Origin of the sequence: Streptococcus sp. 2022WUSS135, assembly GCF_044427045.1 — a bacterium.
Lineage (GTDB): Bacteria > Bacillota > Bacilli > Lactobacillales > Streptococcaceae > Streptococcus > Streptococcus hashimotonensis.
Map to the genome: position 1 here is coordinate 1 of NZ_JAOTGL010000031.1, position 22746 is coordinate 22746.

Annotated in this window: 23 protein-coding genes, 1 pseudogene and 1 other annotated feature; of the genes and pseudogenes, 21 read left to right on the forward strand and 3 right to left on the reverse strand. The window is 42.1% G+C overall.

The annotated features are described in order from the left end of the window. From tnpA to ODU45_RS08610, 3 genes and pseudogenes are all read right to left on the reverse strand, one after another. A pseudogene (gene tnpA, locus ODU45_RS08600) lies at positions 1–332 on the reverse strand (IS200/IS605 family transposase); the annotation flags it as partial. Positions 333–496: 164 nt separating this feature from the next. Further along, positions 497–880 (reverse strand): hypothetical protein, encoded by a 384-nt coding sequence (locus tag ODU45_RS08605; RefSeq protein WP_398581139.1) that lies wholly within the window; start codon positions 878–880, stop codon positions 497–499. 59 nt (positions 881–939) lie between these two features. After that, the gene (locus ODU45_RS08610) at positions 940–1353 is read right to left on the reverse strand and encodes a DUF6556 family protein (RefSeq protein ID WP_398581140.1); all 414 of its coding nucleotides are present in this window, start codon (positions 1351–1353) and stop codon (positions 940–942) included. A 112-nt stretch (positions 1354–1465) separates the two neighbouring features. Between ODU45_RS08610 and ODU45_RS08615 the strand changes: the two genes are divergently transcribed. From ODU45_RS08615 to ODU45_RS08715, 21 genes are all read left to right on the forward strand, one after another. Further along, positions 1466–2608, forward strand: coding sequence for a cysteine desulfurase family protein (locus ODU45_RS08615; RefSeq protein WP_398581141.1), 1143 nt, complete (start codon positions 1466–1468; stop codon positions 2606–2608). 1 nt (position 2609) lies between these two features. Further along, entirely contained in the window at positions 2610–3827 is a 1218-nt protein-coding gene (gene thiI, locus ODU45_RS08620) for a tRNA uracil 4-sulfurtransferase ThiI (RefSeq protein WP_015646895.1), read from the forward strand. 119 nt (positions 3828–3946) lie between these two features. Then, the gene (brnQ, locus tag ODU45_RS08625) at positions 3947–5275 is read left to right on the forward strand and encodes a branched-chain amino acid transport system II carrier protein (RefSeq protein ID WP_398581149.1); all 1329 of its coding nucleotides are present in this window, start codon (positions 3947–3949) and stop codon (positions 5273–5275) included. A 67-nt stretch (positions 5276–5342) separates the two neighbouring features. Next, positions 5343–5518 (forward strand) — a sequence feature (ribosomal protein L21 leader region). Between the two features lie 35 nt (positions 5519–5553). After that, positions 5554–5868 carry a 50S ribosomal protein L21 gene (rplU, locus tag ODU45_RS08630; RefSeq protein WP_002941330.1) on the forward strand — a complete coding sequence of 105 codons (315 nt, stop codon included), beginning with the start codon at positions 5554–5556 and terminating at the stop codon, positions 5866–5868. Between the two features lie 46 nt (positions 5869–5914). After that, positions 5915–6208 carry a 50S ribosomal protein L27 gene (rpmA, locus tag ODU45_RS08635; protein WP_009909754.1) on the forward strand — a complete coding sequence of 98 codons (294 nt, stop codon included), beginning with the start codon at positions 5915–5917 and terminating at the stop codon, positions 6206–6208. 413 nt (positions 6209–6621) lie between these two features. Further along, positions 6622–7536, forward strand: coding sequence for a LysR family transcriptional regulator (locus ODU45_RS08640; RefSeq protein ID WP_023370460.1), 915 nt, complete (start codon positions 6622–6624; stop codon positions 7534–7536). After that, on the forward strand, positions 7529–7993 hold the full coding sequence (lspA, locus tag ODU45_RS08645; protein ID WP_044667785.1) for a signal peptidase II: 465 nt from the start codon (positions 7529–7531) through the stop codon (positions 7991–7993). The genes ODU45_RS08640 and lspA overlap by 8 nt, the downstream gene beginning before the upstream one ends. Continuing rightward, positions 7977–8870: an RluA family pseudouridine synthase gene (locus tag ODU45_RS08650; RefSeq protein WP_398581142.1), complete on the forward strand. Its 894-nt coding sequence runs from the start codon at positions 7977–7979 to the stop codon at positions 8868–8870. The genes lspA and ODU45_RS08650 overlap by 17 nt, the downstream gene beginning before the upstream one ends. 80 nt (positions 8871–8950) lie before the next feature. Beyond that, the gene (locus ODU45_RS08655) at positions 8951–9289 is read left to right on the forward strand and encodes a zinc ribbon domain-containing protein YjdM (RefSeq protein ID WP_012775074.1); all 339 of its coding nucleotides are present in this window, start codon (positions 8951–8953) and stop codon (positions 9287–9289) included. A gap of 47 nt (positions 9290–9336) precedes the next feature. After that, the gene (locus tag ODU45_RS08660) at positions 9337–9984 is read left to right on the forward strand and encodes a Pr6Pr family membrane protein (RefSeq protein ID WP_398581143.1); all 648 of its coding nucleotides are present in this window, start codon (positions 9337–9339) and stop codon (positions 9982–9984) included. A gap of 198 nt (positions 9985–10182) precedes the next feature. Next, positions 10183–10704: a bifunctional pyr operon transcriptional regulator/uracil phosphoribosyltransferase PyrR gene (gene pyrR, locus ODU45_RS08665; protein ID WP_011922318.1), complete on the forward strand. Its 522-nt coding sequence runs from the start codon at positions 10183–10185 to the stop codon at positions 10702–10704. 55 nt (positions 10705–10759) lie between these two features. Continuing rightward, positions 10760–11683 (forward strand): aspartate carbamoyltransferase catalytic subunit, encoded by a 924-nt coding sequence (locus tag ODU45_RS08670; protein WP_105257566.1) that lies wholly within the window; start codon positions 10760–10762, stop codon positions 11681–11683. 411 nt (positions 11684–12094) lie between these two features. Then, positions 12095–13174, forward strand: a complete 1080-nt coding sequence (locus ODU45_RS08675; RefSeq protein ID WP_398581144.1) for a carbamoyl phosphate synthase small subunit — start codon at positions 12095–12097, stop codon at positions 13172–13174. A 225-nt stretch (positions 13175–13399) separates the two neighbouring features. Beyond that, on the forward strand, positions 13400–16579 hold the full coding sequence (carB, locus tag ODU45_RS08680; RefSeq protein WP_398581145.1) for a carbamoyl-phosphate synthase large subunit: 3180 nt from the start codon (positions 13400–13402) through the stop codon (positions 16577–16579). Between the two features lie 55 nt (positions 16580–16634). Continuing rightward, positions 16635–17396, forward strand: a complete 762-nt coding sequence (locus tag ODU45_RS08685; RefSeq protein ID WP_398581146.1) for a class I SAM-dependent methyltransferase — start codon at positions 16635–16637, stop codon at positions 17394–17396. Next, positions 17393–18040, forward strand: coding sequence for a pyroglutamyl-peptidase I (gene pcp, locus ODU45_RS08690; RefSeq protein ID WP_395383261.1), 648 nt, complete (start codon positions 17393–17395; stop codon positions 18038–18040). Before ODU45_RS08685 ends, pcp begins: the two co-directional genes overlap by 4 nt. Continuing rightward, positions 18040–18348 carry a DUF4298 domain-containing protein gene (locus ODU45_RS08695; RefSeq protein WP_029171816.1) on the forward strand — a complete coding sequence of 103 codons (309 nt, stop codon included), beginning with the start codon at positions 18040–18042 and terminating at the stop codon, positions 18346–18348. The genes pcp and ODU45_RS08695 overlap by 1 nt, the downstream gene beginning before the upstream one ends. A gap of 124 nt (positions 18349–18472) precedes the next feature. Then, positions 18473–18745 carry a 30S ribosomal protein S16 gene (gene rpsP, locus ODU45_RS08700; protein WP_002940682.1) on the forward strand — a complete coding sequence of 91 codons (273 nt, stop codon included), beginning with the start codon at positions 18473–18475 and terminating at the stop codon, positions 18743–18745. A gap of 21 nt (positions 18746–18766) precedes the next feature. Beyond that, positions 18767–19009: a KH domain-containing protein gene (locus ODU45_RS08705; protein WP_012028079.1), complete on the forward strand. Its 243-nt coding sequence runs from the start codon at positions 18767–18769 to the stop codon at positions 19007–19009. Between the two features lie 75 nt (positions 19010–19084). Next, positions 19085–20821, forward strand: coding sequence for an ABC transporter ATP-binding protein (locus ODU45_RS08710; protein ID WP_398581147.1), 1737 nt, complete (start codon positions 19085–19087; stop codon positions 20819–20821). An 8-nt stretch (positions 20822–20829) separates the two neighbouring features. Further along, complete coding sequence (locus ODU45_RS08715) at positions 20830–22599, forward strand: ABC transporter ATP-binding protein (RefSeq protein WP_398581148.1); 1770 nt, start codon at positions 20830–20832, stop codon at positions 22597–22599. Positions 22600–22746: the final 147 nt, after the last annotated feature.

Genomic DNA, 22746 nt, shown 5'->3' on the forward strand with positions numbered 1-22746 from the left:
TATCCCTCTGCCCAGAAATGACGATTGCCAAATTTATATTTGAGATTGGCGTGTTTATCAAACATCATAAGAGCACTCTTACCTTTTAAATAACCCATAAAGCTTGATACACTTAATCTCGGAGGAAGACTGACTAACATATGAACATGATCCGGCATCAGATGTCCTTCGATAATTTCTACGCCTTTATAACTACACAAACGTCGGAATATTTCTCCCAAGCTACTTCAATATTGATTATAGATGATTTTTCGTCTATACTTAGGTGTGAAGACAATGTGGTACTTACACAACCACTTTGTATGTGATAAACTATGTGCCTTTTGTGCCATACTTTTCTCCTCTCGCTTTACAATTGGCTTGAACACCTTTATTGTATCGCGTTTGGAGTTTTTTGGTATAACCTTCGTCGCGCACCCGCATAGCGGGTGGTTTATTTGTCACGCACCTTACGGAGCGTGACGGACTAAAAGTCACATAATCAAAAAAGAAAGGGTTAGCCTTTCTTTTTTGTCTGTAAATAATGATAGCGATAAACTGCATAACGTTCAATAAGGCGGTAGCCTATTCCTCCTGCGATTGCATGTACAATCAGGGCAATGTGCAATTCTAGTGGTGCTTTTATAGTGATACCAAATAAAATACCGATTCCAGTCCATCCTAGTATCACCCACCATAAGTACTTAAATGGAGCATACTGGCCATCCTGGTCTTTAACTTCACTGGAAACCCTGATTGAACAGCCGATTAATATTCCCATGGGGAGCAATGAACGAGTATCAAATGGTTCTGGTAAAAATGACGATAAGGCGAAGATTTGTATAAGCGCAAAAATCAGTAGCCAAACGAAAATCGGTGTTTTTAGAATGACGTATTTCATATTGTACCCTCTTGAAATTAGTATATCAAATCCAAGAAAGTAAAACAAATATTTATGTGCTATTGATTAGAAGTCGTTTCGGATGCCCCACTAGTTACCTCTGTATTAGTGCTGGTTTCTGTCATTGTCTCCGAAGCTTGGGTAGCAGACATTTCTGTAGACGAGGAAGAGGCAGTAGACTCTACTGAAGAGCTGGTCTCGGTTTGGGTTGAGGATGTTGTTTCGGAGCTTGAACTTGTTGAATCTTGTACTTCTGTTAACGGATTGTCGGTTGATGATTGGCTGGCGCTAGTGGCGTTAGATGATGAAATGGTAGTACTTGGAGATGTTGAGGATGTTGTAGGTTTTGCTGTAAAGCTGTAGATAGTGATGCAGGCAGTGATAATCCCTAAAATAGATCCGATAAAGGTTAAATATTTTTGAAAATTAGTTAAAGCAGCCGGTTTTTTATTTGTATTCTTACGTGTATTCATGATGTACCTCCACCTTTAGTTTAAGATAGGAAGTTTAAAACTATCTTAAAGATTGCCGAAAGGCATGAAAACATGATAAAATAGGACTATTGCAATAAAAGGAATATAAAAAATGATCTATTTTGATAATGCAGCAACGACACAGGTCTGTCCAGAAGTTCTCAAGACCTATACGGAAGTGGCGACAAAAATCTGGGGAAATCCCTCTAGCCTCCATAGTCTCGGCAGTCAAGCAACCCGTATTTTGGAAGCGTCTCGTAAGCAAATCGCAGAATTGCTTGGCCAGGATAGCAAAGAAATCTTTTTCACCTCAGGGGGTACGGAAGGTGACAACTGGGTCATCAAGGGAGTGGCATTTGAAAAGGCACACCTGGGCAAGCACATCATCGTGTCAGCTATTGAGCATCCAGCGGTAAAAGAGTCGGCACTTTGGCTCAAAACACAAGGTTTTGAGGTTGATTTGGCTCCGGTCAATGCCCAAGGTTTTGTGGATGTTGCAGCCTTAGAAAGCTTGATTCGTCCAGATACCACACTGGTTTCTATCATGGCCGTCAACAATGAAATTGGTGCCATTCAGCCCATTCAGGAAATCTCTCAACTGTTAGCTGATAAGCCTACCATTTCTTTCCATGTGGACGCTGTGCAGGCTATCGGCAAGGTGCCAACGGAAGGATATTTGACAGACCGAGTTGATTTCGCTAGTTTTTCAGGTCACAAATTCCACTCTGTCAGAGGAGTAGGTTTCGTCTATATCAAGTCAGGCAAGAAAATCGCTCCGCTATTGACAGGAGGAGGACAGGAAAGCGACAAACGCTCAACTACTGAAAATGTGGCTGGTATTGCCGCGACAGCTAAGGCGCTTCGCTTGACACTGGACAAGGCAGCAGATAGCCAGAAGCGACTGGCGGCTATGAAGCAGATTTTGGTGGATGAATTGAACAAATACCAAGATGTGACAGTCTTTTCTGGGCTAGAGGACTTTGTGCCAAGCATTGTGACATTTGGGATTAAGAATATTCGTGGCGAGGTCATTGTCCACGCCTTTGAAGATCACCAGATTTACATTTCGACCACCTCAGCCTGCTCGTCCAAGGCTGGAAAACCAGCTGGAACACTGATTGCCATGGGTGTTCCGCAGAAGTTGGCTCAAACTGCCGTCCGTATCAGCTTGGATGATGACAACGATATGGGGCAAATCGAGCAATTCCTCACGATTTTCAAACAAATTTATCAGAACACACAGAAAGTAAGGTAGAATGAACTATTCAGAAATTATGATTCGCTATGGCGAATTGTCAACCAAAGGGAAAAACAAGATGCGGTTTGTTAACAAACTCCGCAATAATATCAAGCATGTCCTTTCTGTTTACCCAGAAGTGACGGTTTATTTTGACCGTGACCGTGGTCATGTCTATTTGAACGGGGCAGATTATCAGGAAGTCTCAGCTTCTTTGAAGAAGATTTTTGGGATCCAAAATTTCGCACCGTCTTATAAGATTGAAAAGTCTGTTCCAGCCTTGAAAGAGGCGGTTGTGGAGATTATGCAGTCCATTTACAAGGAAGGGATGACCTTCAAGATTGCTGCGCGTCGTAGTGACCACAGTTTTGAATTGGACAGCCGCGACCTTAACCAAGTCCTTGGAGATGCGGTTTTTACAGCTATTCCAAATGTGCAAGTGCAAATGAAGTCACCAGATATTACCTTACGAGTGGAGATTCGTCCTGACGCTGCTTATATTTCCCATGAAGAAATCAAGGGGGCAGGCGGTCTTCCAGTTGGTACATCTGGCAAGGGTACGCTCATGCTATCAGGTGGTATTGATTCGCCTGTTGCGGGCTATTTGGCACTTAAACGTGGTGTAGAAATCGAAGCCTTGCACTTTGCAAGTCCGCCTTATACTAGCCCAGGTGCACTTAAAAAAGCCCATGATTTGACTCGTAAATTGACTGCCTTTGGTGGTAATATCACCTTTATCGAAGTGCCGTTTACAGAAATTCAGGAAGAAATCAAGGAAAAGGCACCTGAAGCTTATTTGATGACCTTGACACGTCGCTTCATGATGCGGATTACAGACCGAGTACGGGAAGAGCGTGGTGCCATGGTTATTATCAATGGTGAAAGTCTAGGTCAGGTTGCCAGTCAGACCTTGGAATCCATGCAGGCTATCAATGCGGTGACAAATACACCTGTTATCCGTCCTGTCGTTACCATGGATAAGTTGGAAATCATTGATATTGCTCAAGAAATTGATACATTTGACATTTCCATCCAGCCATTTGAGGATTGCTGTACCATCTTTGCCCCTGACCGTCCAAAAACTAACCCTAAACTCAAAAATGTCGAGCAATACGAAGCCCGTATGGATGTTGAAAGCTTGGTGGAACGAGCTGTGGCTGGGATTATCGTAACTGAAATCACACCGAAAGAGGAAGTGAAAGACGAAGTGGATAGTTTGATTGAAGACTTACTGTAGCATACAATTATTTTGACATACATGTAAATCCAGTTATTGCTGGATTTTTTAATACGAATCGTTCGGAAAAATCGAATTTGTATGATATAATAAGACTTCAGAAAAAATACAAAGGAGTTATTATGAAAAAAGGAGCGCTAACAGGTTTACTCCTGTTTGGTATGTTTTTTGGTGCCGGAAACTTGATTTTTCCACCGGCTTTGGGGGTCTTATCTGGTGAAAATTTCTGGCCAGCTATTTTAGGATTTGTCGTATCGGGTGTCGGAATTGCCGTCATTGCCTTGATTGTCGGCACCTTAAATCCAAAAGGTTATGTACATGAGATTTCTCGTAAGATTTCTCCAGCCTTTGCAACGGTCTATCTTGTTGCCTTGTATTTGGCTATCGGTCCTTTCTTTGCCATTCCGCGTACAGCAACAACGTCCTTTGAAATTGGTATTGCGCCATTGTTGGGGGATTCGAATCTTGGTCTCTGGTTGTTTGGCTTTACAGCTCTCTACTTTGTGGCAGCTTATCTGATTGCTCTCAATCCATCTCAAATCTTAAACAGTATCGGACGTATTTTAACCCCTGTTTTTGCCATTTTGATTGTGATTTTAGTGGTGCTAGGTATTGTTAAATATGGTTCTACAAATCCACTTCCTGCAGCCGATGCTTACTCAGTAGGACAGGCATTTGGTACAGGATTTATTGAAGGATACAACACCCTTGATGCCCTTGCCTCAATTGCCTTTAGTGTTGTAGCAGTGAATACCTTAAAACAACTTGGTTTCTCCAGCAAGAAGGAATATGTTTCAACCATCTGGTCTGTTGGTTTTGTTGTAGCCTTAGCTTTCTCAGCACTATATGTCGGTTTGGCTTTCCTAGGTAATCATTTCCCAGTTCCTGCTGATGTTTTGGCTTCCGATACCAACAAGGGTGTTTACATTCTTTCGCAAGCAACACAGGCTATCTTTGGTCCAAGCGCGCAGATTTTCTTGGCTGTTATGGTTATCGTGACTTGTTTCACGACGACGGCTGGCTTGATTGTTTCTTCAGGTGAATTTTTCGCTGAGCGTTTCCCACGTTTTAGCTACAAAGTATATGCGACTATCTTTACTTTGATTGGCTTTGGGATCGCCAACCTCGGTTTGAACAATATCATCACCTTCTCAGTTCCAGTTCTTTTGGTTCTCTATCCAATTACTATCTGTATTGTCTTGATTACCATTGTGAACAAATTTGTACCGCTTTCCACTTATGGTATGCAATTAACTGTGGGAGTAGTGACAGCTTTGTCATTGGTAGAAGTGTTAGCAGGACAATTCAACTGGACTGCTGTTTCAAAAATCATCTCAGCTCTGCCATTGGCTGGACAATCATTAGCATGGTTATTACCAGCTCTTGTCGGAATCGTCCTCTCTCTGTTCTTACCAAATAAGCAGGAGAGCGAAGTTTTCGAAATGTAAGAAAAGTGATACAAAACACTTGCATTTGCAGGTGTTTTTGTTATAATAGGACTGTTGACTATGCACATTTCCTGTGCAACCGCACGAATGCCGTTGCTCTGCAAAAATTAAGCTCAAACGTCGTTGACTTAACTTGGTGAACCTAAGTTCTACCTGCGTCCGCGTCGCCTAGTCTGAACTTAATTTTTATTGAGCAATATAAAGTGGTTCGTCCCACGGTACTAGGCGAGTCTTCACATCAAATTCGGGCAAGACCCAAAAATCATAGGAGGTGCATAATGAGCACATACGCAATCATTAAAACTGGCGGCAAACAAGTTAAAGTTGAAGTCGGTCAAGCTATCTACGTTGAAAAATTGAACGTTGAAGCAGGTCAAGAAGTTACTTTCGAAGAAGTAGTTCTTGTTGGTGGTGAGAAAACTGTTGTGGGTACTCCACTTGTAGCAGGCGCTACTGTTGTTGGTACTGTTGAAAAACAAGGTAAACAGAAAAAAGTTGTTACCTTCAAGTACAAACCTAAAAAAGGTAGCCACCGCAAACAAGGTCACCGTCAACCTTATACAAAAGTTGTTATCAACGCTATCAACGCTTAATCGCGTAGCTTGAAACAATCATTACAGAAATTCGGAGGAATAACATATGTTAAACTTGAATCTTGCTAACTTGCAATTTATGGCCCACAAAAAAGGTGGAGGTTCAACGTCAAACGGTCGTGACTCACAAGCAAAACGCCTTGGTGCGAAAGCTGCTGACGGCCAAACTGTATCAGGTGGTTCAATTCTTTACCGCCAACGTGGTACAAAAATCTACCCAGGAGCTAACGTAGGTCGTGGTGGAGATGACACTCTTTACGCTAAAGTAGAAGGCGTTGTACGCTTCGAGCGTAAAGGTCGCGATAAGAAACAAGTATCTGTTTACCCAATCGCAAAATAAGTCTGAAAATGGCTTAACAATAGGCTTTCCGAGTTGTTTTCGGAGAGTCTTTTTTTGTAATTTGATTTTGATATTTTTAAAAGTGTACGATAGAAGTGATTCGAGACGGCAATATCTTCTCTATAGAATAAAAATATTTTGCCATCTGCACTGTTGCGCTTCCTATAAGTTCTACGTTCAGGAGTAGATGAAATGTTCAGAGGAAGTGTTATAGGTTCCAACTTAGTAAAATCAGTCATCGATGATTTGGCGAACAGAAATTCCAAAGCCTTTCAAATTGCAGTTGAAGAAGAGAAATTGGGAACCTGGAAGATATATAAGAGAAGAATAGTCTATTTGCGAAAACGCAAGAGTTCAGCAAATTCTTGCTTTTTTTGATATAATGGTAGAAGCAGTTTTAAGAGGTATCAGGTATGAATATTCAACAATTACGCTACGTTGTAGCCATTGCAAACAGTGGTACTTTTCGGGAAGCAGCAGAGAAAATGTACGTTTCCCAGCCTAGTTTGTCTATTTCCATTCGTGATTTGGAAAAAGAGTTAGGTTTTCAAATTTTTAGCCGAACTAGTTCAGGAACTTTTTTGACACAAAAAGGGATGGAATTCTATGAGAAAGCTCAGGCTTTAGTTAAGGGATTTGATCAGTTTGAGCATCTCTATTTGCAACCTGAAGAAGGAGAGAAGACTTTTTCAATCTCAAGTCAGCATTATGATTTTCTTCCTCCATTGATTACGGAGTTCTCTCGTAGCCACCCGCAGTACCCTCATTTTCGCATTTTTGAATCGACTACAGTACAGATTTTAGATGAGGTTGCTCAAGGTTATAGCGAGCTTGGTATTATTTATTTGAACGAGAGAAATACAAAAGGAATCATGCAGAAATTGGATAAACTTCACTTGCAAGCTGTAGATTTGTCTGCATTTCAGACGCATATCTACCTTCGTGAAGATCATCCTTTGACAAAGAAAGCTGAGATTGAGCCGGCAGATTTGGTAGGTCTACCTACCGTACGGTTCACTCAAGAAAAAGAGGCTTATCTCTATTATTCCGAGAACTTGATTGATACGTCGGATTCCTCGGTTGTGTTTGATGTGACAGACCGTGCTACTTTGAATGGAATTTTGGAGCGTACGGATGCCTATGCAACTGGTTCGGGCTATCTTGATGATGAGAGTGTCAATGGCATTACAGTAATTCCTCTCAAAGGAAAGGTAGACAATCGCATGGTCTACGTTAAACGAGCCAATGATGAACTTAGTTCTTGTGCCAAAGACTTTATTGAAACCATGCAGGCATATTTTGATAAGAAGAAGGATGAAAATGCGTAAAATTGGATTTCCATTTTTGATGGTAGTATTAATTGGTCTGGACCAGCTTGTAAAAGCTTGGACAGTTGCCAATATTGAATTAGATACGGTAACGGAATTTATACCAGGATTGATGAGCTTAGCTTATCTAAGAAATTATGGTGCAGCCTGGTCGATTTTACAAAATCAGCAGTGGTTTTTCACGATAATGACAATTGTTGCTGTGACAGGCCTAGTGTGGTACTATATCAAACAGATCAAGGGCAATATCTGGACTTTATTCAGTCTGTCTTTGATGATTGCTGGTGCTCTTGGGAATTTTATTGATCGTCTTAGACTGGGATATGTGGTGGACATGTTTCACTTGGATTTTATTAGTTTCCCTGTATTTAATGTAGCAGATGTTTGTCTGACAGTTGGTGTAGGTATTTTATTTATTTGTATTATGAAAGAAGAGAGTAATGGAAGTAAGAGTTGAGGTTGGTGGCATTCGTTTGGATAAGGCATTGTCGGATTTGACGGATTTGTCTCGTTCGGTTGCAAATGAGCAGATTAAGGCTGGTCAGGTTTTGGTCAATGGACAACCTAAAAAAGCTAAATATAGTGTACAGGTTGGAGATATCCTAACCTATCAAATTCCAGAAGTAGAAGAAATCGACTATGTTGCTGAGGATCTTCCTTTAGAGATTGTCTTTCAGGACGAGGATGTTGCTGTTGTAAATAAACCTCAAGGGATGGTCGTTCATCCGTCGGCTGGTCACACGTCTGGAACGCTAGTTAATGCTCTCCTTTATCACGTAAAAGATTTGTCAGGCATCAATGGTATCTTGCGACCAGGAATTGTTCATCGGATTGATAAGGATACTTCTGGCCTGCTCATGGTTGCTAAAAACGATGATGCTCATACAAAGCTTGCTGCTGAATTGAAAGACAAGAAATCCCTTCGTAAGTATTGGGCCATTGTACATGGCAATCTACCAAACGATCGCGGAGTAATTGAGGCGCCGATTGGTCGTTCTGAAAAAGACCGCAAGAAACAAGCGGTGACTGCCAAAGGGAAAGAAGCTGTGACACGTTTTCAGGTTCTGGAGCGTTTTGGTGACTACACTTTGGTGGAATTGACCTTGGAAACAGGGCGAACTCACCAAATTCGTGTCCACATGGCTTATATTGGTCATCCGGTTGCGGGTGATGAAGCTTACGGTCCAAGGAAAACACTAAAAGGGCATGGCCAATTTCTTCATGCCAGAACGCTTGGATTTACCCATCCGAGAACTGGTGAGGTTGTTGAATTTACGGCAGAAGCGCCAGCTATTTTTCAGGAGACACTTGAAAAACTGCGCAAGGCTGAATAATGGTATGAAAACCTTATCATCTTGCCCATTTTTTCAACAAATGCTATACTAGAACATGAAAAATGTTAAGGAGAGTAAGAATGGAAACTTTACCAAATTGTCCAAAATGTAATTCTGAATATGTCTATGAAGACGGTGCCCTCTTGGTTTGCCCTGAGTGTGCTTACGAGTGGAACCCAGCAGATGTAGCTGAGGAAGAAAGTGGACCTGTTGCAATTGATGCCAACGGTAATCGTTTGGCGGACGGCGATACTGTAACACTAATCAAAGACTTGAAAGTGAAAGGTGCGCCTAAGGATCTTAAACAAGGTACACGTGTTAAAGGCATCCGTATCGTTGAAGGTGATCACAATATTGATTGTAAAATCGATGGTTTCGGTGCGATGAAGCTGAAATCTGAATTTGTTAAAAAAATTTAAGAGAAAGGGCTGGTTAACCAGTCTTTTGTCATATTTGAAAGGATATTATGAAACATCAAAGTATTTTGTTTTACAGTAGATGCTTGTTAGCTATTTTAGCCATCGCGGGTACTGCGCTAGAAATTATCAAATATGGAGTTGGCATGCTTATGTATTACACAGTGCAATCCAACTTACTGGTCTCTGTGTTTGCGGTCTATATGATCTATGCCATGAGTAAAAGTGTGGATTTACAGACGTCACGTTTTCTTCGAATAAAGGCTGCTGTAACCATGTCTATCATGATTACTTGTGTAGTCTATCACTTTATGTTGGCCCCTTTGGCAGACGATTTCTGGCGTGTTGAAAATTTACTCTGCCATTATATTGTTCCCTTGTATTTTTTATTAGATACCTTAATAGTAGATCGCCAGCAACAGTACAAGTGGTTTGATCCGATTTGGTGGACGCTTTTGCCTGTTCTCTACACGATTTTTGGTCTAGTGAATGGTCTTTTCATAAAAATTCCAATCCCAGATGCTAAGGATAGTCCTTTTGCTTATTTCTTTCTCAACGTTCCTAAGTATGGTTGGACTTATGTTTTGACTTATGCAGGTACAATTTTTGTTGCTTATCTGATTTGTGGGTTTATGTTGGCGGGACTTAAATCCATAAACCTTAAGACTCCATTGTCTTTTGGAAAAAATTCTCAGTAAAATCCGATAATTTCTATATTTTTTCAGAAAAAAATTGTCAAGGCTGAGATTTTATGCTATACTTTGCTTAATTAATCCTTTAAAACCTGTCCAGAGAGGCAGACAAGGAGTCGGATGTTAAGCAGGTTGGTTCTAACTAGCCTATATTTTCATAGTCTCCTTGTATAAGGAGACTTTTTCTATATTTTTGGAGGTCTTATGAAGACAAAAGAAATCGTTGACGATATGACTATGAAACGGGCGATCACCCGTATCACTTATGAAATTATCGAACGGAATAAGAATTTGGATAATATTGTCCTTGCAGGGATTAAAACACGGGGTGTTTTCATTGCAAAGAGGATTCAGGAGAGGCTTAAGCAATTAGAGGGTATCGACGTTCCGTTGGGAGAGTTGGATACCAAGCCGTTTCGAGATGACATGAAGGTAGAAGATGATACGACAAATATGACTGCCAATGTCAACGATCGTGATGTTATATTAGTAGATGATGTGCTTTATACAGGACGAACTATTCGTGCTGCTATTGACAACATAGTGTCCTTGGGCCGTCCAGCTCGTGTTAGTTTAGCGGTACTTGTGGATCGTGGACACAGGGAATTGCCTATTCGAGCAGATTATGTTGGGAAGAATATTCCAACTAGCCGTTCTGAAGAAATCATTGTGCACATGGCTGAAATCGATGGTCAAGATGCTGTCCTTCTGGTTGAAGGTGCATAGTCGCTTCGTTTACAAATTATCATTCTACAGCTAGATCATAAAGGTAGGTAACATCATGACAATTACAAATGGTAAAGTTTCACTCAAACACTTGGTTACAATGGAGACTCTTTCAAATGAAGAAGTACTTGGACTCATTCAACGCGGGCTAGCGTTCAAAGGTGGGGAAAAAGTAGAGTTGGATCGGAAGTACTATGCTTCTAACCTTTTCTTTGAGGATTCAACTCGGACGCATAAGTCTTTTGAAATGGCAGAGCTTCGTTTGGATATGGGAATGATTGACTTTGATGCTCGTACCAGCTCAGTCAATAAGGGTGAAACCTTGTATGATACCATTTTGACCATGTCGGCACTTGGGGTAGACATTTGCGTGATTCGTCATTCGGAAGTGGATTATTACAAGCAATTGATTGATAGTCCTACCATTCAGACTTCAATTGTCAATGGTGGTGATGGTTCAGGTCAACACCCAAGCCAATCCCTACTTGATTTGATGACTATTTATGAAGAATTTGGAACTTTTGAAGGCTTGAAGATTGCCATTGCAGGTGATATTACACACTCACGAGTTGCTAAGTCCAATATGCAAATTTTGAAACGTCTGGGGGCTGAGATTTTCTTTGCTGGACCGGAGGAATGGTACGCAGAGGAATTTGATGTCTATGGTCAGCATTTGAATATTGATGATATTGTGGAAACGGTAGATGTACTGATGTTGCTCCGTGTGCAACACGAACGACATGATGGTGATGGTGGTTTTTCTAAAGAAACTTATAACCGTTTGCATGGTTTAACAGAGGAGCGCTACAAACGCTTGAAAGATACTGCAATTGTTATGCATCCGGCTCCTGTTAACCGTGATGTAGAAATTGATGACCAATTGGTAGAGGCGCCAAAATCACGTATTGTCCGTCAAATGCAAAATGGTGTCTTTGTTCGGATGGCGATTTTGGAAGCAATTGTCAATGGCAAGGCTTAAAAGTAAGTTGTTCAGGTATCTTAGAACTGAGCAGTTAGAAATTTGTTAGACTTATCTTATTTAATGTCGCTCAGAGAGGCGACGAATAGAAAGGCAAGGGACAGGTCAATGGTTGCAAGCAACTCATTTCCCTACGCCTGCCTCTATGGAGGTCAGGCTATCCCTTGCACTAGTTTGTACAGTCAATTATTATCGAATTGACTGTACAAACGTTGGACTATTATTTAATTCTATCCGGAGAGATAGAAAATAGAAAGGAGAAGATACAGGTTCGAGTAAGATTTGATTTTTATATTCGAACACGCCCTAAGGACTGTGTGAAAAAGATAAATATCGTCTTGACGCTTGTAGCGTCGGCGTCGAATTTCCTATTTTCACTTTGTCCTTTTAACGGGCTTTGTATCATAGATTATGTCAAAAAGACGTTTAATTTTGGAAGATGGTACTATTTTTGAAGGTGAGGCCTTCGGTGCTGATATGGATGTGACTGGTGAGTTGGTGTTCTCAACGGGGATGACTGGTTATCAGGAATCTATCACGGACCAGTCTTATAATGGTCAGATTTTAACCTTTACCTATCCTTTGGTGGGAAATTATGGGATTAACCGTGATGATTATGAATCAATCAAGCCGACTTGTAAGGGAGTGGTTGTTAGTGAGTGGGCTCGTCGAGCAAGTAATTGGCGTAACCAAATGACTTTGGATGAATTTTTAAAGGCTAAGAAAATTCCAGCAATTTCTGGAATTGACACACGCGCCCTAACTAAAATTATTCGTCAGAACGGTACCATGAAGGCAACCTTGGCAAATGTCGGTGATTCTGTTGAGCATTTGACAGACCAATTGAGAGCGACTGTTTTGCCAACCAATAACATCCAGCAAGTATCAACAAAAACAGCCTATCCTGCGCCAGGAGTTGGACGTAGTGTTGTTCTGGTTGATTTTGGCTTGAAACATTCTATTCTTAGAGAGTTAGCCAAGCGTGATTGCAATGTGACAGTTGTCCCTTATGATACGACTGCCGAAGAAATTCTTGCCCTCCATCCTGATGGTGTCATGCTATCAAACGGCCCAGGAAATCCAGATGATGTTCCAGAAGCGCTAGAAATGATTCGTGGCATTCTTGGGAAAATTCCAATTTTTGGTATCTGTATGGGGCACCAACTTTTTGCTAAGGCTAATGGGGCATCCACTTACAAGATGAAGTTTGGTCATCGTGGTTTCAACCATGCTGTTCGTGAAATTGCGACAGGTCGAGTGGACTTTACCAGTCAGAACCATGGTTATGCAGTGGCTCGTGAAGATTTACCTGAATGTTTAATGATTACTCATGAAGAAATCAATGACAAATCAGTAGAAGGGGTACGCCACAAGTACTATCCAGGTTTCTCTGTTCAATTCCACCCAGATGCTGCACCTGGTCCACATGATGCCAGCTATTTGTTTGATGAATTTATGGAATTGATGGATTCGTTTAAAAAAGGGCAGTAAGGTTTAACCACTATCGAGCTAAACCTTACTGCGTCGGTCTATTATTTAATTCTATCCGGAGAGATAGAAAATAGAAAGGAGAAGGGGTGTTCTGTTGCTCGGATTTTGTAATTGAATTCGGGCTACGGACTGGGTCAAAAAGATAGTTTTTCCTCGAACGCAAGCGTTCTTGGTCAAACTCCTATTTTGACTGTGTCCGCTTAACGCCCTTAATATCTTAAAATTATGCCAAAACGTACGGATATTAAGAAAATTATGGTGATTGGGTCTGGTCCGATTATTATCGGTCAGGCTGCGGAGTTTGATTATGCTGGGACTCAGGCTTGTTTGGCTTTGAAGGAAGAAGGCTATAGTGTTGTCTTGGTCAATTCAAACCCTGCGACCATCATGACAGACAAGGAAATTGCGGACAAGGTCTATATTGAGCCGATTACGCTTGAATTTGTCACACGGATTTTACGGAAGGAGCGTCCAGATGCTCTCTTGCCGACCCTTGGTGGTCAGACTGGTCTCAACATGGCCATGGAATTATCTAAGGCTGGTATTTTAGATGAGCTTGGAGTTGAGCTGTTGGGAACCAAACTGTCTGCAATTGATCAGGCAGAGGACCGCGACCTCTTCAAACAACTCATGGAAGATCTCAATCAACCTATTCCTGAATCAACGATTGTGACAACAGTTGAAGAGGCTTTGGAATTTGCTGGTAAAATTGGTTATCCTGTCATTGTTCGCCCAGCCTTCACGTTGGGTGGTACTGGCGGTGGTATGTGTGCCAATGAAGAAGAACTGCGTGAAATAGCAGAAAATGGTCTGAAACTGTCACCAGTGACCCAGTGTTTGATTGAGCGTTCCATTGCTGGTTTCAAGGAAATCGAATACGAAGTGATGCGCGATGCGGCTGACAATGCCTTGGTCGTATGTAACATGGAAAACTTTGACCCTGTGGGAATTCATACAGGAGATTCTATCGTATTTGCCCCAACGCAGACGCTCTCTGATATTGAAAACCAGATGCTGCGTGATGCCAGTCTCAGCATCATCCGTGCCTTGAAAATCGAAGGCGGTTGTAATGTGCAGTTGGCACTGGATCCACATAGTTTCAAATATTATGTCATTGAAGTAAACCCACGTGTGTCCCGTTCGTCTGCCTTGGCATCCAAAGCGACAGGTTATCCTATTGCCAAATTGGCAGCAAAAATTGCGATTGGATTGACCTTGGATGAAATGGTGAATCCTGTTACAGGAACAACCTATGCCATGTTTGAGCCTGCTCTTGACTACGTTGTGGCAAAAATTCCACGTTTCCCATTTGATAAGTTTGAAAAAGGGGAGCGCCGCCTTGGAACGCAGATGAAAGCAACTGGCGAGGTCATGGCTATCGGTCGCAATATCGAAGAAAGCTTGCTCAAGGCCTGCCGTTCTTTAGAAATCGGTGTTTATCACAATGAAATGCCAGAACTCAGCCAAGCAACAGATGACCAATTGGTTGAAAAGATTGTCAAGGCACAGGATGATCGTTTATTCTATCTTTCAGAAGCCCTTCGACGTGGCTATACAGTAGAAGAACTGGCTCAATTGACCAAGATTGATCTTTTCTTCCTTGATAAGCTGCTTCATATCTTAGAAATTGAGCAGGAATTGGCAATCAATCACGATAATATCGACTTATTGAAAAAAGCCAAGAAGTACGGTTTTGCAGACCGCAAGATTGCGGAACTCTGGGGACGGACAGAATCCTATATTCGTCAACTGCGGTCAGAGCACAAGATTGTCCCTGTTTACAAGATGGTGGACACTTGTGCAGCCGAATTTGAAAGTGCTACACCTTATTTCTATTCAACTTATGAGTGGGAAAATGAGTCTATCCGTTCGGAAAAAGAATCTGTTTTGGTGCTGGGTTCTGGCCCAATTCGTATCGGACAGGGTGTGGAGTTTGACTATGCAACGGTGCATTCGGTCAAGGCCATTCAAGCGGCTGGCTACGAAGCTATCATTATGAACTCAAACCCTGAAACAGTGTCAACTGACTTTTCGGTTTCGGACAAGCTTTACTTCGAGCCGTTGACCTTGGAAGATGTCTTGAATGTGATTGGCCTTGAGAAACCCAAAGGGGTTATCGTTCAGTTCGGTGGCCAGACAGCTATCAATTTGGCAGAGCCATTGGCAAAAGCAGGTATTCCAATCTTGGGGACGCAAGTGGAAGACTTGGATCGTGCTGAAGACAGGGATTTATTTGAAAAAGCCCTGAAAGACCTTGGTATTCCACAGCCACCAGGTCAAACCGCAACCAACGAAGAGGAAGCACTAGAAGCGGCCCGCAAAATTGGTTTCCCGGTACTTGTTCGTCCCTCATATGTCTTGGGCGGTCGTGCTATGGAGATTGTCGAAAATGAAGGGGACTTACGTTCTTATATGAGAACGGCGGTCAAGGCTTCGCCAGAGCACCCAGTTTTGGTGGATTCGTATATCGTCGGTCGTGAGTGTGAAGTGGATGCCATTTCAGATGGTAAGGATGTCTTGATTCCAGGTATTATGGAGCATATCGAGCGCGCTGGGGTCCATTCAGGTGACTCGATGGCTGTTTATCCGCCACAAACCTTGTCTAAAGAGGTGCAGGCGACCATTGCAGACTACACTAAACGCTTGGCAATCGGCCTCAACTGTATCGGTATGATGAATATTCAGTTTGTTATTAAGGATGAAACGGTATATGTGATCGAAGTCAATCCTCGTGCTAGTCGTACGGTGCCATTCTTGTCCAAGGTTACAGACATTCCAATGGCCCAGGTTGCAACCAAATTGATTTTGGGACAAAGCCTTGCGGAACTGGGTTACCAAGACGGTCTTTATCCTGAAAGCAAGCAAGTGCACGTTAAAGCACCAGTATTCTCATTCACAAAATTGGCTAAAGTTGATAGTTTGTTAGGTCCAGAGATGAAGTCTACTGGTGAGATTATGGGTTCAGATTTGACACTAGAAAAAGCACTTTATAAGGCTTTCGAAGCAAGTTATCAGCACCTCGCTGAGTTTGGCAACGTTGTCTTTACCATTGCGGATGAAGACAAGGAAGAAGCACTTGGTCTTGCCCAACGCTTCCATGAACTTGGTTATGGTCTACTGGCTACAGCTGGAACAGCTGCCTTTCTAACAGAAAATGGTCTTTCCGTAACAACTGTTGGAAAATTGGGCGATGTGTCCTGTCAAGATATTCCTAGTCTAGTTCGAGCTGGAAAGGTTCAGGCTATTATCAATACGGTTGGTAAAAAACGTGTGGCCGACGGCGACGGGCAAGTGATTCGAAGCTCTGCTATTGAAGGAGGAATTCCACTCTTTACAGCCCTTGATACAGCAGAAGCCATGGTCAAGGTACTGGAAAGCCGCAGCTTCATGACACAGGCGATATAGAAGTTACTATCAGGATGAATTTTGAGTTCGTCCTGATTTTTGATATACTAGTGGTATGAAAGTAATCGTTACAACAAGTCTGGGTATGGACGAGAATTTGGTCCAAAAGGCAAAAAATCTGGCGGAAGAGTTAGGGCTTGCCTACTGTGACCGACGAAAGCAAGCTGTCAAGGTCTTTCAAAAGCAGGCGGATGCAGTCTTGGTGGTCTACAAGGATCGATTGGTCATTGAACAAAAAGAAGGGCAAAAACTCTTTTTCCACCCTGATACAGCTATGTTGCGGATCAAGTCTGGACGAGATCCACTTTTGGAGTTGCTTGGACCAGATAAACAAACTGTCCTAGACTGCACCATGGGCCTAGCTTCGGATAGTATTGTGCTAGCTAGTGCTGGTCATCAGGTGACAGCCTTGGAGAGTTCTCAGATCATTCATTTTATCGTGAGCCAGGGCTTAAAAGAGTTTGATAGTGGGAAATCAGAAGTCAATCAAGCCATGCGGTCTATTCAGACAATTTGGACAGATAGTTTGACATATTTGAAAAAGCAGGTGGATCAATCAGTTGATGTCATATACCTTGACCCCATGTTTTCGCAAGAGATTACGGAATCGGACAATCTTGATGGACTGAAACCCTTTGCCAATTACACAGCCCTATCAGAAGAATTTTTGAGCGAATGCAAGCGCGTGGCAAGGAAGAAAATCATTATTAAAGCTCATTTTAGAGATAAAGTATTTGAAGAATTTGGCTTTAAACGTCATGTCAGACCCAATCAAAAATTTCACTACGGAGAAATTATTTTGGAGGAGGAAGTATGAAAATCATCGTAACAGGCTTTGATCCCTTTGGTGGCGAGCCTATTAACCCAGCCTTGGAAACGATAAAATCTCTACCTAAGACCATTGCTGGTGCAGAGATTATTCTTGTAGAGATTCCGACTGTTTTTGACAAGGCTGCGGATGTTTTAGAGGAGAAAATGGCAGAGCATTTACCTGATGCGGTACTATGTATTGGTCAGGCTGGTGGGCGAGTTGATTTAACTCCTGAGCGTATAGCCATTAACCAAGATGATGCACGCATTCCAGACAATGAAGGGCAACAGCCGATTGATAGAACGATTCGAGAAGATGGTCAGCCTGCTTATTTCTCCACCTTACCCATCAAAGCAATGGTTGAAGCTATTCATAGGATTGGGCTTCCAGCTTCTGTTTCTAATACTGCCGGGACCTTTGTCTGCAACCATCTCATGTATCAAGCTCTTTACTTGGCGGAGAAACAATTTCCAAAGACTAAGGTCGGTTTTCTCCATATTCCTTATCTTCCAGAGCAGGTCGTGGACAAGCCAGGACTGGCTTCCATGTCTTTGAACGATATTGTAAGAGGAGTTGAAGTAGCCATAGGAGCAATCGTTGAATATAGGGATAAAGCGGATATAAAAAAGGGTGGTGGTAGTACACACTGATGAAAAATATTATGGAAGCAAGAAAACGTGTAGAGGAAATGGAAAAAATATTTAATAGGCATCTAGAGCTGAACAAGTCCCTTTCCGATAGTGTGACCCAACTCAATCAGGAACAATCGACTTATTTACAGTTATTAGATTATTACCAGAGCCAGATCTATATGGAAGATCTTGATTTATCTAATAAGGGGGATTTCAATGGTATTCCTTGCGGAGTATTGAGTGAAGATGGAGTCTATAATTTACTGTTTGACCGTATAAATCTAGCAAGTCAACTGAGAGAACTAGCAGATATGCTCGAGCAATAAAATTTTTTAAAACCTGTCAAGTTTTTTTCTTGACACCCTGTTAAAGTGTGGTATAATAGAACATGTGCTAAATAGCTCTGCTATTTCACCGAATAAAAATACAAAGAAAAGAGAACATTTAAAAATGGCAGTAAAAATCCGTTTGACTCGTATGGGTTCTAAAAAGAAACCTTTCTACCGTATCAACGTTGCAGACTCACGTGCACCACGTGATGGTCGTTTCATCGAAACTGTTGGTACTTACAACCCACTTTTGGCTGAAAACTCAGTAACTCTTAAAGAAGAGCGTGTACTTGAGTGGTTGGCAAAAGGTGCACAACCATCTGATACAGTTCGTAGCCTTCTTTCAAACGCTGGCGTATTGAAGAAATTCCACGAACAAAAATTCTCTAAGTAAGAACAGTAAGCGAGAACACTTATGGACATGATTGAAAATCTCATTATTGCGATTGTGAAACCTTTGATTTCACAGCCTGATAGCTTGACAATAAAAATTGTTGATACACCTGAATTCTTGGAATATCATTTGGATTTGGATCAATCTGATATTGGACGTATCATTGGTAGAAAAGGACGCACAATTTCTGCAATCAGAACGATTGTCTATTCTGTTCCAACAAGTGATAAAAAAGTTCGTTTAGTGATCGACGAGAAAGAATAGAAAGTCACCGTTTGGTGGCTTTTAACTTTACAGAAGGGGTTATACCCCTTTTTAACATATAGAAAGGGAGATAAGATGAATCTGATTTGGACCTACTTAAAAAAATATCCTAAGTGGATTGCCTTAGACTTGTTGGGGGCCTTCTTATTTGTAGTGGTAAACTTGGGCTTGCCGACTTTTTTGGCTAGGATGATTGACCAAGGAATTACAAAGAACGATGTTAGTCAGCTCTATTTCTGGGCGGGGATGATGGGACTGATTGTCCTGCTCGGTATTGTTGGCCGAGTGACACTTGCCTATGCAGCTGGAAAATTAACTACCAATATCGTCAAAGATATTCGAAATGATCTGTATGAGAAAATTCAGGACTACTCTCATCATGAATATGAGCAGATTGGTGTTTCTTCTCTAGTTGCTCGTATGACAAATGATGCCTTTGTTCTCATGCAATTCTCTGAAATGGTGTTGAAACTAGGTATCATTACACCCTTGATGATGATTGCTTCTGTCATCATGACCTTGGTAACTAGTCCGAGCTTAGCCTGGACAGTAGCAGTAGCCATGCCTTTTCTAGTTTTTGTTATTTTCTATGTGGCAACCAAAACTCGTCCTCTATCAGAAACACAGCAAAAACGCTTGGATACAATCAACCAATATGTTCGTGAGAACTTAATGGGACTTCGTGTCATTCGTGCATTTACGCGTGAGGAGTTTCAAGAGGAGCGCTTTGAGTCGGTCAATGAGGAATATACCGATATTTCCAAAAAACTCTTTAATCTGACTGGTCTGACAGAACCTCTCTTTGTCCAGATTATCATTGCTATGATTGTGGCCATTGTCTGGTTCGCTTTGGAGCCCTTGAGAACAGGTAGTCTGCAAATCGGTGATTTGGTAGCCTTTATCGAATATAGTTTCCACGCGCTTTTCTCATTCTTGCTCTTTGCTAACTTGTTTAACATGTATCCACGTATGTCCGTATCGAGCCAACGGATTCAGGAAGTCTTGGACATGCCCATTTCCATTTCTAAGAATGAAGATGGGATTACTGAAACAGACACTCGTGGTTATTTGGAATTTGAAAATGTAACTTTTGCCTATCCTGGTGAAACGGAATCGCCTGTTCTCCACAATATTTCATTTAAGGCTAAGCCTGGTGAAACCATTGCCTTTATTGGTTCAACAGGTTCTGGTAAGTCTTCCTTGGTCAACTTGATTCCACGTTTCTATGATGTGACACTTGGTCGTATCTTGGTGGACGGTGTGGATGTCAGACGCTACAATCTAAAGGCACTCCGCAGCAAGATTGGCTTTATTCCGCAGAAAGCTCTGCTATTTACCGGAACTATCGCGGAAAACTTAAAGTACGGTAAGATGGATGCTAGTCTTGCTGAACTTCATGATGCGACGGATGTGGCTCAGGCTAAGGAGTTTATCGAGAGTAAGGAAGAAAAATTCGACACCCATCTAGCAGAAGGCGGAAGCAACCTGTCAGGCGGGCAAAAGCAACGTTTGTCCATTGCGCGTGCCATTGTCAAACAGCCCGATATTTATATCTTTGATGATTCTTTCTCAGCCTTGGATTATAAGACGGATGCGATTTTGAGGAGTCGTTTGAAGGAAGTGACAGAAAATGCGACGGTGCTGATTGTTGCCCAACGTGTCGGAACCATTATGGATGCTGACCAGATTATCGTGCTGAACGAAGGTGAAATCGTTGGTCGTGGCACCCACAATGAATTGATGGAAAGCAATGAGATTTACCGAGAAATTGCCAACTCTCAGCTTAACCGTCAATCGCTAACAGAAGAATAGGAGGAATTATGAAGAATAGATCAGTATTTACCCGTGTTTGGGACTATTTGCGTCGTTACAAATCTCCTGTATTTTTAGCTGTTTTTCTAAAGACCATCAGTGCAGTTATGAATGCTCTGGAGCCCTTTGTACTGGGGCTTATCATTACAGAATTGACCAAGAATCTGTTGGACATGGCAAATGGAGTAGACGGAGCGCAGATTAACTATTCCTACATTGCTATCATGCTTGCCATCTATGCCCTCCGTGCCCTTCTATATGAAATCGGCGCCTATGGTTCTACCTATTTCATGACTAAGGCGGTACAGGGAGCAACCAAGGAACTGCGGCAGGATTTGAGTCACAAGATTAACAAAATTCCCGTTTCCTATTTTGATAAACACCAGTATGGTGACCTATTAGGTCGATTTACAAGTGATGTGGAGACAGTCTCAAATGCCTTGCAGCAAAGTTTTCTTCAGCTCGTCAATGCTGTACTAACCCTTTCTTTAGCCATTTTCATGTGTTTCTGGTTGGATGTATCCCTAGCACTTGTAGTCGTAACCTTGGTTCCAGTGACTTATTTTTGTTCCAAGTTTGTCATGGGCAAATCCCAGCCTTATTTCAAGCAACAGGCTGATGCCCTAGGTCGATTGAACGGCTTTGTCCAAGAAAATCTGACAGGTTTTAACGTTCTCAAACTCTACGGCCGTGAAGAAATTTCTACAGAAGAATTTCGCCAGATTACCTCCGATTTGCAGGAAGTTGGTTTCAAGGCTAGTTTCATGTCAGGCTTGCTCATGCCCCTGGTACACGGCTTATCGAACATTGCCTATGTAGTCGTGGCCTTACTTGCTGGTCTGAAAGTTCTTGCAGGTACATTGACGGTCGGTAATATGCAGGCCTTCGTCCAATACGTCTGGCAGATTTCTCAGCCAGTCCAAACCTTGACCCAGTTGGCACCCCAGTTGCAGTCTGCTAAATCTTCCCTTGAACGCATCTTTTCAGTCTTAGATGAGCTTGACGAAGAAGACGCCAATGCGCTAGAGTTGACAGCTAGTCTGACCGGACAAGTCAGCTTTGAACAGGTTGAATTCGGCTATTCAGAAGACAAGCCGCTTATCCGTAACTTTAATCTTGATGTTAAGCCAGGTGAAATGGTGGCCATCGTTGGACCAACAGGGGCTGGTAAGACAACCCTCATCAACCTTCTCATGCGTTTCTATGATGTCACATCGGGTGCTATCAAGGTGGATGGTCAGGATATTCGGAATATTTCTCGTCAATCCTACCGTAGTCAATTTGGTATGGTCTTGCAGGATGCCTGGCTCTACGAAGGGACCATCAAGGAAAACCTGCGTTTTGGACGTCTGGATGCGACGGATGAGGAAATTGTGGAAGCTGCCAAAGCCGCCAACGTTGACCACTTTATCCGTACCCTGCCTGGCGGTTATAATATGGAAATGAACCAGGAATCCAGCAATATTTCCCAAGGTCAGAAACAGCTTTTGACCATTGCACGTGCCTTGTTGGCGGATCCTGCCATTCTGATTCTTGACGAAGCAACTTCTTCAGTTGATACTCGTTTGGAACTCTTGATTCAAAAGGCCATGAAACGGTTGATGAAAGGGCGGACAAGTTTCGTCATCGCCCACCGTTTATCTACCATTCAGGAAGCTGATAAGATTTTGGTCTTGAAAGATGGACAGATTATCGAACAAGGTAACCATGAAAGTCTTTTGGCAGATAAGGGTTTCTATTATAATCTGTATCAAAGTCAGTTTAGTGAATCCAAATAAAAAACGAACTCCCTTGTCAGTGAACTGCTCCCTGTCAAGTGGACAATGAAATAATAAAAGATTAGGCGACGGCCTTGTTCCTCATTTCAAGAGGGGCAAGGCCGTTGTTGCGTTCTTGAAATCGTTGATGATTATAAAAATAGATGT

What these genes read in the sequence shown, in the direction of transcription:
- ODU45_RS08605 (WP_398581139.1), bottom strand. Translation starts at nt 880, where the DNA reads ATGAAATACGTCATTCTAAAAACACCGATTTTCGTTTGGCTACTGATT.
- ODU45_RS08610 (WP_398581140.1), bottom strand. Translation starts at nt 1,353, where the DNA reads ATGAATACACGTAAGAATACAAATAAAAAACCGGCTGCTTTAACTAAT.
- ODU45_RS08615 (WP_398581141.1), top strand. Translation starts at nt 1,466, where the DNA reads ATGATCTATTTTGATAATGCAGCAACGACACAGGTCTGTCCAGAAGTT.
- thiI (WP_015646895.1), top strand. Translation starts at nt 2,610, where the DNA reads ATGAACTATTCAGAAATTATGATTCGCTATGGCGAATTGTCAACCAAA.
- rplU (WP_002941330.1), top strand. Translation starts at nt 5,554, where the DNA reads ATGAGCACATACGCAATCATTAAAACTGGCGGCAAACAAGTTAAAGTT.
- rpmA (WP_009909754.1), top strand. Translation starts at nt 5,915, where the DNA reads ATGTTAAACTTGAATCTTGCTAACTTGCAATTTATGGCCCACAAAAAA.
- ODU45_RS08640 (WP_023370460.1), top strand. Translation starts at nt 6,622, where the DNA reads ATGAATATTCAACAATTACGCTACGTTGTAGCCATTGCAAACAGTGGT.
- lspA (WP_044667785.1), top strand. Translation starts at nt 7,529, where the DNA reads ATGCGTAAAATTGGATTTCCATTTTTGATGGTAGTATTAATTGGTCTG.
- ODU45_RS08650 (WP_398581142.1), top strand. Translation starts at nt 7,977, where the DNA reads ATGGAAGTAAGAGTTGAGGTTGGTGGCATTCGTTTGGATAAGGCATTG.
- ODU45_RS08655 (WP_012775074.1), top strand. Translation starts at nt 8,951, where the DNA reads ATGGAAACTTTACCAAATTGTCCAAAATGTAATTCTGAATATGTCTAT.
- ODU45_RS08660 (WP_398581143.1), top strand. Translation starts at nt 9,337, where the DNA reads ATGAAACATCAAAGTATTTTGTTTTACAGTAGATGCTTGTTAGCTATT.
- pyrR (WP_011922318.1), top strand. Translation starts at nt 10,183, where the DNA reads ATGAAGACAAAAGAAATCGTTGACGATATGACTATGAAACGGGCGATC.
- ODU45_RS08670 (WP_105257566.1), top strand. Translation starts at nt 10,760, where the DNA reads ATGACAATTACAAATGGTAAAGTTTCACTCAAACACTTGGTTACAATG.
- ODU45_RS08675 (WP_398581144.1), top strand. Translation starts at nt 12,095, where the DNA reads ATGTCAAAAAGACGTTTAATTTTGGAAGATGGTACTATTTTTGAAGGT.
- carB (WP_398581145.1), top strand. Translation starts at nt 13,400, where the DNA reads ATGCCAAAACGTACGGATATTAAGAAAATTATGGTGATTGGGTCTGGT.
- ODU45_RS08685 (WP_398581146.1), top strand. Translation starts at nt 16,635, where the DNA reads ATGAAAGTAATCGTTACAACAAGTCTGGGTATGGACGAGAATTTGGTC.
- pcp (WP_395383261.1), top strand. Translation starts at nt 17,393, where the DNA reads ATGAAAATCATCGTAACAGGCTTTGATCCCTTTGGTGGCGAGCCTATT.
- ODU45_RS08695 (WP_029171816.1), top strand. Translation starts at nt 18,040, where the DNA reads ATGAAAAATATTATGGAAGCAAGAAAACGTGTAGAGGAAATGGAAAAA.
- rpsP (WP_002940682.1), top strand. Translation starts at nt 18,473, where the DNA reads ATGGCAGTAAAAATCCGTTTGACTCGTATGGGTTCTAAAAAGAAACCT.
- ODU45_RS08705 (WP_012028079.1), top strand. Translation starts at nt 18,767, where the DNA reads ATGGACATGATTGAAAATCTCATTATTGCGATTGTGAAACCTTTGATT.
- ODU45_RS08710 (WP_398581147.1), top strand. Translation starts at nt 19,085, where the DNA reads ATGAATCTGATTTGGACCTACTTAAAAAAATATCCTAAGTGGATTGCC.
- ODU45_RS08715 (WP_398581148.1), top strand. Translation starts at nt 20,830, where the DNA reads ATGAAGAATAGATCAGTATTTACCCGTGTTTGGGACTATTTGCGTCGT.